This is a genomic window from Paenibacillus campi (assembly GCF_034659835.1).
Classification (GTDB): Bacteria; Bacillota; Bacilli; order Paenibacillales; family Paenibacillaceae; genus Saccharibacillus; species Saccharibacillus campi.
The window spans coordinates 67,427-82,762 of sequence record NZ_JAXSQZ010000001.1; the positions used below are offsets into that span (position 1 = coordinate 67,427).

Genomic DNA, 15,336 nt, shown 5'->3' on the forward strand with positions numbered 1-15,336 from the left:
TCAAGCCTATTGATTTGCGGTGACCTATCGAATAATACGTGCGATTTATCGTTCGCTAGCTGATCCAGCACTTACATCAAAAAATCAAAAAAGCCCCTTTTCCAGATATGTATGCGCACGGACGTACACATCACATACCGATAGAAAAAGGGCATCATTGCCGCATGTATCGTGACCCACATCATTGTGTGCCCGAAATCTACATTAACAGTAACGGATTGCCTGTTTTGTGTCAATATAATTGACGTAATTTTTGATGTGAGAATGAAAAATCGATTTTCATGTCAGGAAAGTGTACTTCAAAAATGCTCCTCCACAGCTATATATCGTAGATGTCGTAAACTGTCCTCGCTGCACAGCTTCCGATGGCGCTGTTGTTCGATGGTGGCATTGTGGCTAACAGGATGGTAACTAGTAGCTTGTCTCAAATTTATTCAGGGATTGCGTTCGTCTGAATGCTGCACGGTTCAAGCAGGGTTCAGATGGACGCAAGCTTACATCTTCTTGAGACAAGTCACTAGTATGGCAAGTTACAGCGATAACGAGGACAAAAGTATACCGCCTAACGCTCCCGTCCATACAATGACCCACGGCGGTAGTTTCCAATATACGAGCATGCTAAACAAAATCGCCGCAAATGCAAAATCGCTTGGCACCGCAATCGAACTTGTCCAGATCGGATCATACAAAGCCGCGATCAAAATACCAACAACTGCTGCATTCACGCCCGTAAAAGCGCCTTTAATCGCCGCATTGCGCCGTAGCGTATCCCAAAACGGTAATGCACCAAGCACGAGCAAAAAGGCAGGCAGGAAAATCGCTATTGTTGCTACCAGTCCTCCGAGCCATCCGTCCATCATCGTACCGAGATAAGCAGCAAATGTAAACAACGGTCCAGGCACCGCCTGCGCCGCTCCATATCCTGCCAAAAACGATTGCGGATCAAGCCAGCCAGCGGGAACAAATTGGCGCTCTAGCAGCGGCAATACGACATGACCACCGCCAAACACAAGCGAGCCTGCCCGATAAAAACTGTCGATCATCGCCACCCATCGTAACGATGTCAGCTCCCGTATTACCGGCAATATAACGAGTAAAGCGCCAAATACGATCAGACAGATCGCCCCGATGCGGCGTGATACCGGAACAGAAAAGCTGGCATGATGATCCGGTTCATCGTGCTTGTACATCAAGTAGCCGATCCACCCGGCTACTAGGATCATACCGATCTGTGTATAGGCGGTCTGCCACAACAATGTACCGACTAATGCAAGCAAAGCGATCGCTTTTCGTTTTAAATCAGGTGTTAGCTTCTGTGCCATGCCGAGTATAGCATGTGTGACAATGACAACGGCGACTATTTTTAAACCATGTAACCAGCCTGTTTCGCCGATAGCGAACTGCTGCACAATGAACGCAAACGACATCAGCGCTATGACCGAAGGCAATGTAAACCCGATAAATGAGACGATCCCGCCCCATATGCCGGCGCGCATCACACCGATGCCGATCCCAACCTGACTGCTTGCCGGCCCGGGCAAAAACTGGCATAAAGCAACCAAATCAGCATACGTCTGTTCGTCAAGCCATTTGCGACGCCGTACATATTCCTCGTAAAAATATCCAAGATGCGCAATCGGCCCTCCAAACGAGGTCAGCCCCAGTTTAGTAGAAACAAGCCCAATTTCGAGCAGACGCCGCGCATGCTCTCTATTACGCCTTCGTATATCGGTTTTAGTATGATCTGTTTTGATCCGTGCCATTGTATCGCTCCTTTTCTATAGTGAAGATGAAATAGTAATTTGCGGCAGCTTCACAGTCAGCCGCTGCTGCTGAGCCGTTCCAGTCTATATTCCTTTGAGTAGTAAGCTATGTACTAGATTGATGTATACCGATTTTGTATCGATCATAGCATAGGAATGAAGCGGTATTAACTGATTTACCAAACATTTACGTAGCGTATACATAACGGCAATAAAGCGTTGATATGAATGTGTCATTGCGCAAGCAACGATAATCGAACTGACATACGCATCTGTTCGCCGCGCTGTCCGTCTTGGTTAAAATAAAACAGCAGCGATGATCCGGTAATAGGTCATCGCTGCTGTTTATGTTTTATACGGTTAGCTTGGTCATATCGTATTTTAATGTTGTTGCTGTATGGACATTGGTATCATTCAGCACTTGAAGTAGATGCAAAGTTCCAAGTGAAGCTCGGTCAATGTACCGGTTATTAACCTAGCTTGCGAGACGTCAGTTTCGCCTGTGTAAACAGCAGTAAATAATCATATCCGCCGGCTTTGGAATCTGTACCTGACATATTAAAGCCGCCAAATGGATGTGCGCCGACTAATGCGCCGGTACATTTACGATTAATGTACAAATTGCCGCAATGCATTTCGTCCAGCGCTTCTGCGATCCGTGTTTCGTCGGTCGAGAAGAAGGAGCCGGTCAGTCCAAACTCTGTATCATTATAAATCGCAATCGCTTCACGATAATCGGCTGCCGGGCATAGTGCAAGTACAGGGCCAAATATTTCCTCCTGCATAATCCGCGCATCGCGTTTCACATCCGCAATTACGGTCGGCTGAATATAATAGCCGTTGCCGTCGCCACGTTGTCCGCCGGTAAGCAGACGACCTTCGGATTTGCCGAGCTCGATATAGCTCATAATTTTGTCACGGGAAGCTTCGTCAATGACTGGGCCGATCGGGTAATTGTCTTCCGGCAATCCAATCGCTAGCTTGCCTGTCAGTTCAGTAACTTTGCGTACGACTTCATCGTATACCGATTGTACGATCACGGCGCGTGAACCAGCAGAACATTTTTGCCCTTGGAAGCCAAATGCGGAGGCAACGATCGCCTGTGCTGCGGCGTCCAGATCAGCGGTTTCATCGACGACGATCCCGTCTTTGCCACCCATTTCTGCGACGAGTCGTTTGATCCAAATTTGTCCGTCCGCCGTATCTGCCGCCAGCTTGCTAATGCGCAAGCCGACTTCTTTGGAGCCGGTAAAGCTAATGAAACGCGTTTTTGGATGAGTCGTCAAATAGTCTCCGACTTCGGCACCGCTACCTGGTACATAGTTGATTACGCCTGGCGGCAAACCGATTTCTTCCATCAGCTCGACAAACATATGTGCGATTACTGGAGTGGTGGAGGCGGGTTTGAGCAACACCGTATTGCCGGATACGATCGCCGCGGTTGTCATACCGACACAGATGGCGAGTGGGAAATTCCACGGCGGGATGACGATGCCGACGCCGAGCGGGATGTAAGTTAGGCGATTTTGCTCACCGGCAACCGGAGTGAGTGGCTGTGTGTCGTTAATTCCGTCCAGCCGTAACATTTCACGCGCATAAAATTCCATAAAATCGATCGCTTCCGCTGTATCGGCATCTGCTTCGGCATAGTTTTTGCCGGATTCCATAATCATCATCGCTGAAAAGTCATGTTTGCGCTCACGCATTAATGCTGCCGCTTTGAACAAATAGTCGGCACGCTCACCAGCAGGAACTTTTTTCCATTGTACAAACGTCGTTAGCGCCGTCTGCATCGCTTGCTCGGCAAGCTGCTGATTCGCTTTGCTAACTAGTCCGATCACCTGCTCGGTTTGCCCTGGATTGATCGAAGTGATGACCTCGTCGGTAAATAATTGCTCGTTGCCGATATGGAGTGGGATTTTCCGTCCAAGCTGCTGTTTAACACGTTCCAATGCAGCTTTCATTGCATCACGCTGTGCAGGCTGGCTAAAATCCGTAAATGGCTCATTGGCAAATGGTTTAATATCGGTCATTTTATTCATCATCCGTTCTCCTCTCAAATTGGCACAAGTATGGAATAGACTACAACTAACCATTAGTGCGACCGAAATAGCGAAACTGTTCAATTCGGTCGGCAAGTGAACAAAGCATCGACAAAAAGCGGTAAAACGGCAATTTTACTGCCTATACAGTCAGCAAAGCGGTTGTAACCGTACAATCACTCATGTAAAATGAATACAAAATAACATGAAGTGAGAGGTTATCATGTTCAATAATGAACAAATTCACATACAGAAAAGATGGACATCGTTACAAACGGAACATGATCGTGATGACCTGATTCGTTTATTGGAATCGGACACAGCCGTATGGCTACACATTGAAACAGAGCGCTACGTGTTTACGACAGCCGATCTGCGATTTTGGCGGCAATGGCAAGGCGAGCTGGCAGCTGGTATACGCTGTTTTGAGCCGTCTGCTGTGTTAAAACTGCCGTTAGGGAACGATTCTGAACGCGGACAGATCGTATTGGAACATTTGTTCTTGCCCGCTCAGTTGGATCGTCCTGTCATCGTCGTCACAGCGGACGGAACGCCACAAGGCTGGCTGTCTGCCGCTGGGCTGGCAGCGCAATTGCTGCGGCAAAAGCAGCGTGCCGAGCTGTATTTACAGGCGCTGCTGGATACGGTGACTGATGCGGTGACCGCTGTCGATCAGGACGGAACGGTGATCTGCTGGAACGATACGGCAGCACAGATGTACGACATCCCACATGAGCGTATTATCGGGCATACGATCGATGAACTGTTTGACCCGGAATCGCTGATGCTGCTACATGTGCTCGATAAAGGGCGCAAAATCCGCAATATGTACCACCAGTCATCCGAAGGCACACATGTGCTGATTAACGCCTCCCCGATTATGGACGCATCCGGTACGATCGTGGGCGGGCTCGCTTCTGAGCAAGATATTACGCATCTGGTCAAACTCAATCAGGAGCTGTCTACTGCACAGGCGAGCATTCATGAAACATTGCCACGCAGCAGCGATCCGTTCACATTGTTGGACGGGCAAAGTCACAGCATTAGCAAAGTGGTACGGATCGGCAAAAAGGTTGCCGAGCTAAACACGCCCGTACTACTTTACGGCGAAACAGGCTCCGGTAAAGAGCAGCTTGCCCGTGCAATCCATCTTGCTAGCGCTCATGCTGATGCGCCATTTCTAAGCGTCAATTGTGGCGCGATTCCGCCCGGTTTGCTCGATAGCGAGCTGTTCGGCTTTATCGGCGGCACTTACTCCGGGCAGGACATTCAGGAAGCCGGCAAGTTGGAGCAGGCGGGAACGGGCACCCTTTTTCTGAACGAGATCGACCGCCTGACACCGGATATGCAAAATAAACTGTACCGTGCGCTCAAAACACGCGTCTTTCGTCGATATGGTGGACAGGACGAATTGCCACTGCATGCCCGCATCATCGCCGCCAGTCGCCACAATCTGGAAAAATTGGTGACGAGCGGACAATTCAGCTCCGAGCTGTATTATGCGCTCGGGGTCGTTACGATTGCCGTGCCGCCGCTGCGTGAACGCAGGGAGGATATCGCGATTTTGGTGCACATGTATTTGCGCGAGTTTGCGATGCAATATCATAAACCGCTGCCAAAACCAACGCCGGATGTGCTAATGGCGTTGGCACGTTACGATTGGCCAGGCAATGTGGCTGAACTGCGCGCTGTGATCGAACGCTGTATTATTTTGAGCGATGGCGATGAATTGCATCCTGAACTGCTGCCAGATTCGTTTCAAAAACTGCTTCATTTTCCTGCATCCGCCCCGGTGCAGTTGCCGATCCAGCGCCGTCATACCGATGAGCCAATTGCCACTATGCAGCCAACGATCCAGCATCAAGGGTTAAAAGCGCGCATTAGCGATGAGGAGGAAAAGCAGCGCATTGAGGAAGCGATCCACAAAGCGTCTGGCAACAAAAGCATCGCCGCCCGCCTGCTCGGCATCTCGCGCGGCACATTGTATAACAAAATGAGCAAGCACGGGATGGATTGAGCTAGCACGGGTTTGTCACCTGGGCTAGATGGAAGCGGGCATGCCAGTTGAAGTTATATAGATCAATGGCATGGAGCGATTCCGATCGTCAACGCCTATTTTTAAGCCTAGCTGCTGATTATGACAACGGTTAAAATGGCGATATATGCTTAAGGCGTACATTTAATCAATACTAGTACTTTGACCGAGAGTAGTTTGAGCTTTGAATCTGTTTTAAGATCGCATGGATCAAGGTTTTTGTACACAATCAAAATTAACATTGAACTTGGTCAAGATGCTATTAGCTTGGCTTAAATACATGTACAGTTTGTCGATCCAACAGTCGCTCGGTGCTGAATCGACTTAGGGACGTTTAAACACAATTTTCATTTGAGACAGCCGACTAGCCACATGACTACACCGACCATAAATACGATGAAGACGATGTACTCCGTCGTCTCATCTATACAAATCGTATTACTACCGATAAAATCGTGTAAACATATTGCCAATTTACAGTGCCGACTTTGCCTGCTGCCACTAATATGGCGGTATCGGCTAAAGTCGGTTTATTGTCGGCTTATTAACGAAACAGATTTTTCATCACAAACCAGACATTTGCTGGACGCTCGGCAAGACGGCGCATATTGTAGCCAAACCAGTCACGTCCATAAGGTACATACACACGTACTTTGTAGCCTTCGGTAACGAGCCGCTTTTGCAATTCCTCGCAAATGCCGTACAGCATCTGAAATTCAAACTGCTCAAGCGGAATGCCGCGCTGTGTTACTTCTTGTTTTACAAACTGCACAATCTGTTCATCATGCGTCGCAATAGCCGTATAATTGCCATGCGTCAAATGCTGGATAATAATTTTACGATAATTGGCATCCACATCTTGTTTTGCTGGAAAAGCGACCGTAGCCGGTTCTTTGTACGCCCCTTTCACCAGCCGCAAATTAGCATGCAATTCATGCAGATCATCCACATCTTGCGCGGTGCGAAACAAATACGCTTGCAGCACAATGCCCACATTGTCATACGACTTGCGCAGCTCACGATACAGATCGAGCGCTGGCTGACAATGCGCATAATCCTCCATATCGATCCGCACAAAATTCCCGTATTGCTGCGCCCGCCCTACAATTTGCCGCATATGCTCCAAACAAAGCTGCCGATCGATATCAAGTCCAAGCGATGTGAGCTTAAGCGATAGATTGGATTGGACACCGCTTTCATGAATGGCATCAAGCGTCGCCAAACACATATCGAGCGACTGCTGCGCTTCTTCCCGTGTCGAAATGAATTCCCCCAGATGATCAAGCGTCGCCAAGCGCCCATCCAAATTCAACTGCCGCACCGCCTGCACCGCTTCCTTAATCGTCACCCCCGCTACAAACCGCTTCGCCCCAAACCGCAGCCCATACTTCTTAGCCATCCGATTCGCCGCCGGATTTTTAGCCAACGACTGAAACAGATTCCGAAGCACCGCCTCCATACTATCCCTCTTTTCCTTAAAAGCTGGTTGAATTCAACTCCATTCTAGCCAAATGAACACAAAATGTACATAAAATGTTCAAAATAATACGATTAAATTTTGAAAGTTTGATTTTTGAGGATGAAATGTTCAATATTGAACAAAATTAAAAATGAGCGAATCGTGAATCTGGTAAAAAGACTGCTCGCGCAATATAATCATGCGAATTTGAACAGATGTTCCATGCAATTCGAATGGACAGAGAAGACATGCTAAAGTACCAAACTGCGCCTCTAAAACGCTCAAAAAGCGCGAACCCCAAGCTCACATGAAATCCCTGGGAGGTTCGCGCTCCTTGCTACATAAGGGCTGAGCGGTTTTTTGTTGTTTTTTGCCCTCATTTCCAGTACCCTAAAAAGGAGGTTCGCGCTTTTTGGCAGTTTTTCCCTTGCTACGTAAGGGGGGAAAGGGTATGCGGTCACTCTCCGTGCGAGAGTGTGGATTGAAATTACACAAGCAGAACATCGGCAAGCACAACTGGAGCTGTCACTCTCCGTGCGAGAGTGTGGATTGAAATCGGTCGTGTTCATACTCGTTTAATCTGCTTTGCAGTAGTCACTCTCCGTGCGAGAGTGTGGATTGAAATAGGATCAAAGCCGGGTAGCGTTCGGAAACGATAGTGCGTCACTCTCCGTGCGAGAGTGTGGATTGAAATCAATCTAACCATGATGAAGTCTCTCCAATCTGATGAGTCACTCTCCGTGCGAGAGTGTGGATTGAAATAAACCATTTGGGAGCGCCACCAATAACAGCCACCGGTCACTCTCCGTGCGAGAGTGTGGATTGAAATATCTAGGCGTAAATGAGATGGTTCACTAATGCGTAGTCACTCTCCGTGCGAGAGTGTGGATTGAAATGCAACAGTAACGTTATCTACGTCAGCAATCTTGAGTCACTCTCCGTGCGAGAGTGTGGATTGAAATCATTTTCTTCAATAAACAAACCAGGATTGTCAGAATGTCACTCTCCGTGCGAGAGTGTGGATTGAAATTTTGCTCTTTGATCCTAGGCACCATACCAATACCGTCACTCTCCGTGCGAGAGTGTGGATTGAAATATCACTATTAATTAATTGATTAGTTACTGGATTTAAAGTCACTCTCCGTGCGAGAGTGTGGATTGAAATACAATATTTGTTATGTACAACTACGAGCTATCGCTGTCACTCTCCGTGCGAGAGTGTGGATTGAAATAGTACGATTGTGAGTCGTGTGACGCCCGCGGGGAATGTCACTCTCCGTGCGAGAGTGTGGATTGAAATACCTCCCTTCTCGAGCACCCAAAGTGCAAAAGAAGTCACTCTCCGTGCGAGAGTGTGGATTGAAATAAAATGATCATGGATACGATGGTTAATAATCCGAAGTGTCACTCTCCGTGCGAGAGTGTGGATTGAAATCCAATATTTTTTTGGCATGTCTAGAGGACTATAAGTCGTCACTCTCCGTGCGAGAGTGTGGATTGAAATATGCTCATATGTGTAAAATCAGTTTTTAAGATTGGTCACTCTCCGTGCGAGAGTGTGGATTGAAATCGCCTCTGTTTCAGGGACATATGAATCGTCATAACTCGTCACTCTCCGTGCGAGAGTGTGGATTGAAATGTAATGACCGCAATAGTTGCGCCAGAAGTCTGCCGGGGTCACTCTCCGTGCGAGAGTGTGGATTGAAATTTGATTTAAAACAACTCCACTTACTGCGACCGCTCCGAGTCACTCTCCGTGCGAGAGTGTGGATTGAAATGCCCGCAGCGCGGGCAGGTTGACGGACATGCGAATCGGTCACTCTCCGTGCGAGAGTGTGGATTGAAATTTGCTCTTGGCTGCCAGATGGATATGGGAGGCATTGGTCACTCTCCGTGCGAGAGTGTGGATTGAAATAATTAAGGGGATCAAATCCCCGACCGAAGAATACGGTCACTCTCCGTGCGAGAGTGTGGATTGAAATGTATACGCTTATACTTGGGATATTGGATAGCATCATGTCACTCTCCGTGCGAGAGTGTGGATTGAAATTTACAGTCATACCAGTTGTCACCGATATTGATACTGATACCGCAAATCTCCATACGAGAGTGACTTTGCAACATGCGTACACCCCTGCATGCTGCAAGCCGCACTTCACTGCGGGAAGGAAATAAAGGGAAAGGATGGACTTTAGTGTTTGCGATTTTCAAACACGAGGTTCAATGAAAAGAGGTTTTTGCGTAGCAAAATACCCTACCTCTTTTGAGCACAGTAATCTACCATTCCTCCTACTCCGTAGATTCCTGTACGAGACGGGAGTCCGTCCCCTTATTCCGTACCGAAGTGGTTGCTGCCCCAACACAAAAACCTCGCGCAAAACTCAACATCTTCCACCCTATTTTCCGCAATCCCTATCCAGCTAAAACAAATCCTTCCAATAAAACTGTAATCAACACAACCACCATTCCCGCATCAAACATTCAAATTCAGCACCTCAGCAACATAGATAAAATCCTTAAGTTTAGTGTTACATTTTATTACATATAATCACTAACCCACCCACAAAAAGCACCAAAACCCGAACATTCCCACGCAAAAACTCCCCCAAAAACATTTATTTTCAAAATTTAAGTAAAATAAGTTGACACAAATCGATCTTATTCCTATAATTTGAATCAAATTCACTGTTCGGTGATTCATAAGCTAACATCAAAAACAACAACCACAATGATGTGCTTGTTGCAGGCAAAGAAGCCGCAATTTCGCTCTGGACTCCAGGGTGAATTGTGGCTTTTTTTATGGATGATCGTCCATGAGCGCTTATGAATCACCGCCAAGACAAAAAGGGAGTGGAATGGATGGAGGCAAAAAGTTTTTGGAAAAGCGGGCATAAGCCTACGTTGTTCGGATCGTTTTTGTATTTTGATATCAGCTTTATGATCTGGGGTATGATTGGGCCGCTAAGTGTCGTCATTGCGCATGACTATCCGATGGACCCGGTGCAAAAGGCACAGCTCGTTGCGCTGCCGGTGCTAGGCGGCTCGATTTTGCGGCTCTTGCTTGGTTTTATGTCCGATTATATCGGGCCGAAACGGACGTCGCAGATCGGGATGATTTTGACGCTCGTACCGTTGTTGCTCGGTTGGCAGTGGGTACATTCACTGGATCAATTGTACGTGGTGGCGCTGCTGCTCGGTATTGCCGGGGCATCGTTTGCCGCAGCTTTGCCGCTTGCGAGTCAGTGGTATCCGAAAGAGCATCAAGGCTTGGCGATGGGCATTGCCGGTGCGGGTAACAGCGGTACGGTGTTAGCGACATTGTTTGCGAACCGGATCGCTCAGCATTTTGGTAGCTGGGAAGTCGTGTTCGGTCTGGCGATGATTCCGATGGTGCTCGTATTTATTTACTTTAGTATTTTTGCCAAAAACAGTCCGCAGCGTCCTGCTCCGAAAACGATGGCGCAATATGCGTCCGTGTTAAAGCAACGTGATACTTGGGTATTTTGCGCCTTCTATTGTGTCACATTTGGCGGTTTTGTCGGTCTGGCGAATTATTTGACTATTTTCTTTAATGCACAATACGGTTTGTCTGCGATCCAAGCGGCGGATATCGCGACCATTTGTGTCATTGCTGGTAGTTTCTTCCGTCCAGTTGGCGGATATTTGGCGGATAAAATCGGCGGTACACGCATGCTAATGTATTTGTACGGCGGTGCGGGTGCGATGTTGATCTGTGTATCGTTTTTGCCACCGCTGGCGGTCGTCGTATCGTTGCTGTTTGTCGGTATGATGTGTCTCGGTGCAGGCAATGGGTCGGTGTTCCAGCTCGTACCACAGCGTTTTTCCAATGAGATCGGTCTTGTCACTGGTATTGTCGGGGCGGCAGGCGGATTGGGCGGTTATGCGTTACCACTCATACTCGGTAATTTATACAAATCGACAGGCTCGTACACACCGGGCTTTATCGTACTCGGTTTAGTCGCACTATGTACACTCGTGCTGCTCGGCATTATGCAGAGTAAATGGCGCAGTAGTTGGCTCGAGCAGACGACTGCATTACGCGAATCGGCATAATTTTCATCTACACATCCAAAAAGCAGATGGAATCCACTGTTAAGTAGTGGATCATCTGCTTTTTGTTGTGGAGAGAAGCAACAGCTGTATGCACCGATGGATTAGGACTGTAACTTCCAGAACAGTATTGTTTAGCCTAAATTTGGTACATGTTTGCATAGCGATTTGACCGAGTTAAATTTAAATTTTGATTGCTAGTAGGCTGTCTCAAATGAAAATTATGTTTAAATGTACCTAAATCGATTCAGCACCAAGCGATGGTTAGATAAACAAACTGTAAATGTACTTGAGACAAGATACTAGTAGGCTGACCAGCTTAAATTCAGTGTCTGATTCACTCCATCTTATGAAAGACACACTGGAATCGTAGCAGGAGAACATCGTTGCTCTGCAATATCAAACTACTTATTTAATGCGGTCAGCCTACTAGGAAGCGTACGCAAACTCGTAGGCTGCTCCAACTCGCCACGTTTGCGTATACGCCCTAACATGCTTATAAATAAAAGCTTGAGCCAGCTTCAAAAATTAGATTAATCTCGATTAATATAATAGCACATTGACCGATATTGCTTTGAGTTTTGAATCTGTTTTAAGGTCGCATGGTTCAGGATTTCAGTACACAATCAAAATTAACATTTAACATGGTCAAGATAATAGTTTGCTGAAACATGTTGCTGTCTACGATGCCGCCCATTTCATCCGCTAATATTTACGCTGTTCGATCTCTTTTGCCGCTAGCTCTTGTGTGAAAATATCTTCTGGTGTGATCATCCGTTTGGGCAGTGTGCGACCGGACATAATCTCTTTCGCTGCCTGCATGACCAGTGGGCCGAGCAGTGGATTGCATTCCACAACAGCGTTAATATGCCCTGCCGCCATCTGCTGAAAGGCACGCCGTGTGCCATCTACCGAAATGATAATTATATCGCTGCCTGGTTGCAAGCCGACTTCTTGAATCGCTTTGATCGCTCCAATCGCCATATCATCATTATGGGAAAATAGCACCTGTGGCCAATTTTTGCGCGGTTGCCGCAAAAACTCACGCATCACTTCATAGCCTCCACTTTGCGTGAAGTTGGCTGGTTTGGATTGGGTAATTTGAAAGCGTTTGTCCGTAGCGATCATTTGGCGAAAACCTAAGCCTCGATTGATGGAAGGGGTGGAACTGACTGTTCCTTGTAGTTCAGCGATACGAATGATGCCCGGATGGTGGCGCATGCGATCGATCATATATTTAGACGCTTTGACCCCTTCTTCATAAAAATTAGAGCCTATAAACGTAACATATAGCGAACTGTCCTGCACATTGACTGAGCGGTCGATAATAATGACCGGAATATCGGCTTGTTTGGCTTCTTTTAAAATAGGCTCCCAACCGGTTTGCACGACTGGCGCAATCGCAATAATGTCCACATCGCGACGAATAAACGACCGAATCGCTTCAAATTGTTTCTGTTGATCTTGTTCGGCATTGGTCATCAGCAACGTAATATTCGCTTCTTTTGCCGCTTCTTTGATCGAGGCTGTGTTCGCTTGTCGCCATGTGCTTTCCGAACCAAGCTGAGAAAAACCGAGTACGATCGGCTTCGTGGTCGTCTGATCGACAGTTGACTCATAATCGGCAATGACAGCTGTATCGTGCGATGCCACTTTTGGTTTGATCTCACCGTTCTGACCGTAGCAGCCGGATAACAGTAGCACAAACAGCAAACACGCTCTTACCCACTTCATACGCAGCCCCTCCATGATAACGGTTTCAAAGCATATAACCTAAAGAGTGGGAAACGATGTCGATCGTTTCCCAATGTAAGATGTCGATATCATTGTTGCTGTTGTCTATAATCGTTGCGATTGGCTAGTCGTTTGTTTCAGATTCATGCAGGATGTGCCTAGTTAGTCATCGCTTGATCATCGATACGCCCAAGTTCGTTCAAATTGGGTTTTTATTGGAGACAACGCTCTGCGATTGCTTCTGGGCAGCACGATTGGCGCTTAACACACGTTGTAGCAAAATGAAAATAAACAGCAACAGCCCGATCGCAATCTTCGTCCACCATGAGCTTAATGTGCCTTCAAAGCTAATGATCGTCTGAATAATGCCCTGAATTAATACGCCAAAAAATGTGCCAAGCACATAACCTACACCACCGGTCAACAGCGTGCCACCGATGACAACCGCAGCAATCGTATCGAGTTCAAAGCCAACCGCATGCAGCCCGTACCCTGACAACATATAAAAGGTGAATACAACCCCTGCCAACGCAGAGCAAAACCCACTCAGAGTATAAACCAAAATTTTAGTACGCGCTACAGGAAGTCCCATCAATAACGCTGACTGCTCGCTGCCGCCTAGTGCATATACGTTACGACCAAAACGAGTGTAGTGGGCAACATAGATCGCAATCACGACGACAATTAAAGCGATGACGGCGCTAATCGACAATGAATGACCGCCTGGCAACGGGATTTTCGTCTGTGCCATCGCCGTATAAAACGAATTGTCGATCGTAATCGTATCGATGCTAATCACATAACAAAGTCCCCTCGCCATAAACATGCCTGCCAATGTTACGATAAACGGCTGGATTTTAAAATAATGAATAATCGCACCCATCGCACTGCCGAACGATGCACCGATCAGTAGCACGAGCGGAATTACGATCGCAGGCGACCAGCCATGCTGCTGAACGAGACTAGCGGAAACCATCGTTGACAGCGCAATGATCGAGCCAACCGACAGATCGATCCCACCGGACAAAATAACAAATGACATGCCGACAGCGGTAATGAGCAGAAATGCATTATCGATTAGCAAATTCATCAATACTTGAAACGAGAAAAAGCCGGTATAGCGAAACGAACCAACAGCAAACATCAGCAAAAACAGCATCATCGTGACCACGATCGGAATATATTTGCGATTAAGATACATGACGGGTAAGCTCCTTTTTCACCGGATCATTTGTTTTGGGCCGACGATAGCCGATCGAAGCGCGGAACGATTCCGATTGAATCAAACAGACTGCCAACACGACAAATGCTTTAACGACGAGTGTAATTTCCGGCGGTACGCCGATCATATAGATAGTCGTAGTCAGCGTTTGAATAATCAGCGCACCGACTACTGTACCAGCAAGATAAAAGCGTCCGCCATTTAAGGATGTGCCACCGATGACGACCGCAAGAATCGCATCCAGCTCATACCATAACCCTGCATTGTTGCCATCGGCGCTCGACACATTAGAACTAAGCAGCAACCCGGCAACACCCGCGCAAATGCCGGCAAAAATATAAACTGCAAAAATAACGACTTTGGCGCGAATACCCGCCATCAGACTAGCAGTTGGATTACAGCCGACCGATTCGATAAACAAACCGAGCGCGGTTTTGCGGGTCAATACGAGCGCAATTATAAATGCCAATGCTACCACAAAAATGGAAAACGGCAATGTCGCCAATGAACCGGAACCGATGTACGCGTACGTGCTGCTCGTCACCGTAATAATTTGCCCGTCGGTCACAAGCTGAGCGATGCCGCGCCCGGCAACCATCAGAATTAGCGTCGCGATAATCGGTTGAATGCCTGCTACCGATACGAGTAAACCGTTCCAGGCACCGAGAATGACGGACAGACCGACCGCAAGCACAATCGAAAAGGCAACAAGTCCGAACGCATTTTGATCGGTACCTTTGCTAATCGTCAGACAGGCGATCGCTCCGGATATGGCGACGATCGAACCGACTGACAGATCGATCCCTTTCGTGGCGACAACAAGCGTCATGCCGATCGCGACTAGCATAAGCGGAGCACCAAAATTAAGGATATCGATCAAGCTGCCGTACAAATGACCGTCATGCATCGTAATCGAGAAAAAATCCGGCGAGTACAGCAAATTAAACAGCAGCAGTGCAGCCAGCACACACAGCGGCCAGAACAAATAATGTTTGTGAATTTGGCTCATG

At 47.5% G+C, this 15,336-nt stretch carries 8 protein-coding genes and 1 CRISPR repeat array; of the genes, 2 read left to right on the top strand and 6 right to left on the bottom strand.

All coding sequences use genetic code 11. The features are described from left to right. Positions 1-530: 530 nt before the first annotated feature. Entirely contained in the window at positions 531-1,763 is a 1,233-nt protein-coding gene (locus U1I11_RS00270; protein ID WP_322902856.1) for a chromate transporter, read from the bottom strand. Positions 1,764-2,233: 470 nt separating this feature from the next. Then, positions 2,234-3,805 carry an L-glutamate gamma-semialdehyde dehydrogenase gene (gene pruA / locus U1I11_RS00275; protein WP_322904422.1) on the bottom strand — a complete coding sequence of 524 codons (1,572 nt, stop codon included), beginning with the start codon at positions 3,803-3,805 and terminating at the stop codon, positions 2,234-2,236. A 223-nt stretch (positions 3,806-4,028) separates the two neighbouring features. Here pruA and U1I11_RS00280 point away from each other — a divergent pair, with 223 nt between their 5' ends. Continuing rightward, positions 4,029-5,822 (top strand): sigma-54 interaction domain-containing protein, encoded by a 1,794-nt coding sequence (locus U1I11_RS00280; RefSeq protein ID WP_322902857.1) that lies wholly within the window; start codon positions 4,029-4,031, stop codon positions 5,820-5,822. A gap of 562 nt (positions 5,823-6,384) precedes the next feature. Here U1I11_RS00280 and U1I11_RS00285 read toward each other — a convergent pair. Then, on the bottom strand, positions 6,385-7,299 hold the full coding sequence (locus U1I11_RS00285; protein ID WP_322902858.1) for a proline dehydrogenase: 915 nt from the start codon (positions 7,297-7,299) through the stop codon (positions 6,385-6,387). 456 nt (positions 7,300-7,755) lie between these two features. Beyond that, positions 7,756-9,349: a CRISPR direct-repeat array (repeat unit 32 nt; unit sequence GTCACTCTCCGTGCGAGAGTGTGGATTGAAAT). A gap of 809 nt (positions 9,350-10,158) precedes the next feature. Between U1I11_RS00285 and U1I11_RS00290 the strand changes: the two genes are divergently transcribed. Beyond that, positions 10,159-11,373 carry a nitrate/nitrite transporter gene (locus U1I11_RS00290; RefSeq protein ID WP_322902860.1) on the top strand — a complete coding sequence of 405 codons (1,215 nt, stop codon included), beginning with the start codon at positions 10,159-10,161 and terminating at the stop codon, positions 11,371-11,373. A 702-nt stretch (positions 11,374-12,075) separates the two neighbouring features. Here U1I11_RS00290 and U1I11_RS00295 read toward each other — a convergent pair. From U1I11_RS00295 to U1I11_RS00305, 3 genes are all read right to left on the bottom strand, one after another. Then, positions 12,076-13,104: an ABC transporter substrate-binding protein gene (locus U1I11_RS00295; RefSeq protein WP_322902861.1), complete on the bottom strand. Its 1,029-nt coding sequence runs from the start codon at positions 13,102-13,104 to the stop codon at positions 12,076-12,078. Positions 13,105-13,303: 199 nt separating this feature from the next. Next, positions 13,304-14,305, bottom strand: a complete 1,002-nt coding sequence (gene yjfF, locus U1I11_RS00300; RefSeq protein ID WP_322902863.1) for a galactofuranose ABC transporter, permease protein YjfF — start codon at positions 14,303-14,305, stop codon at positions 13,304-13,306. Further along, positions 14,295-15,335 (bottom strand): ABC transporter permease, encoded by a 1,041-nt coding sequence (locus U1I11_RS00305; protein ID WP_322902864.1) that lies wholly within the window; start codon positions 15,333-15,335, stop codon positions 14,295-14,297. The genes yjfF and U1I11_RS00305 overlap by 11 nt, the downstream gene beginning before the upstream one ends. Position 15,336: the final 1 nt, after the last annotated feature.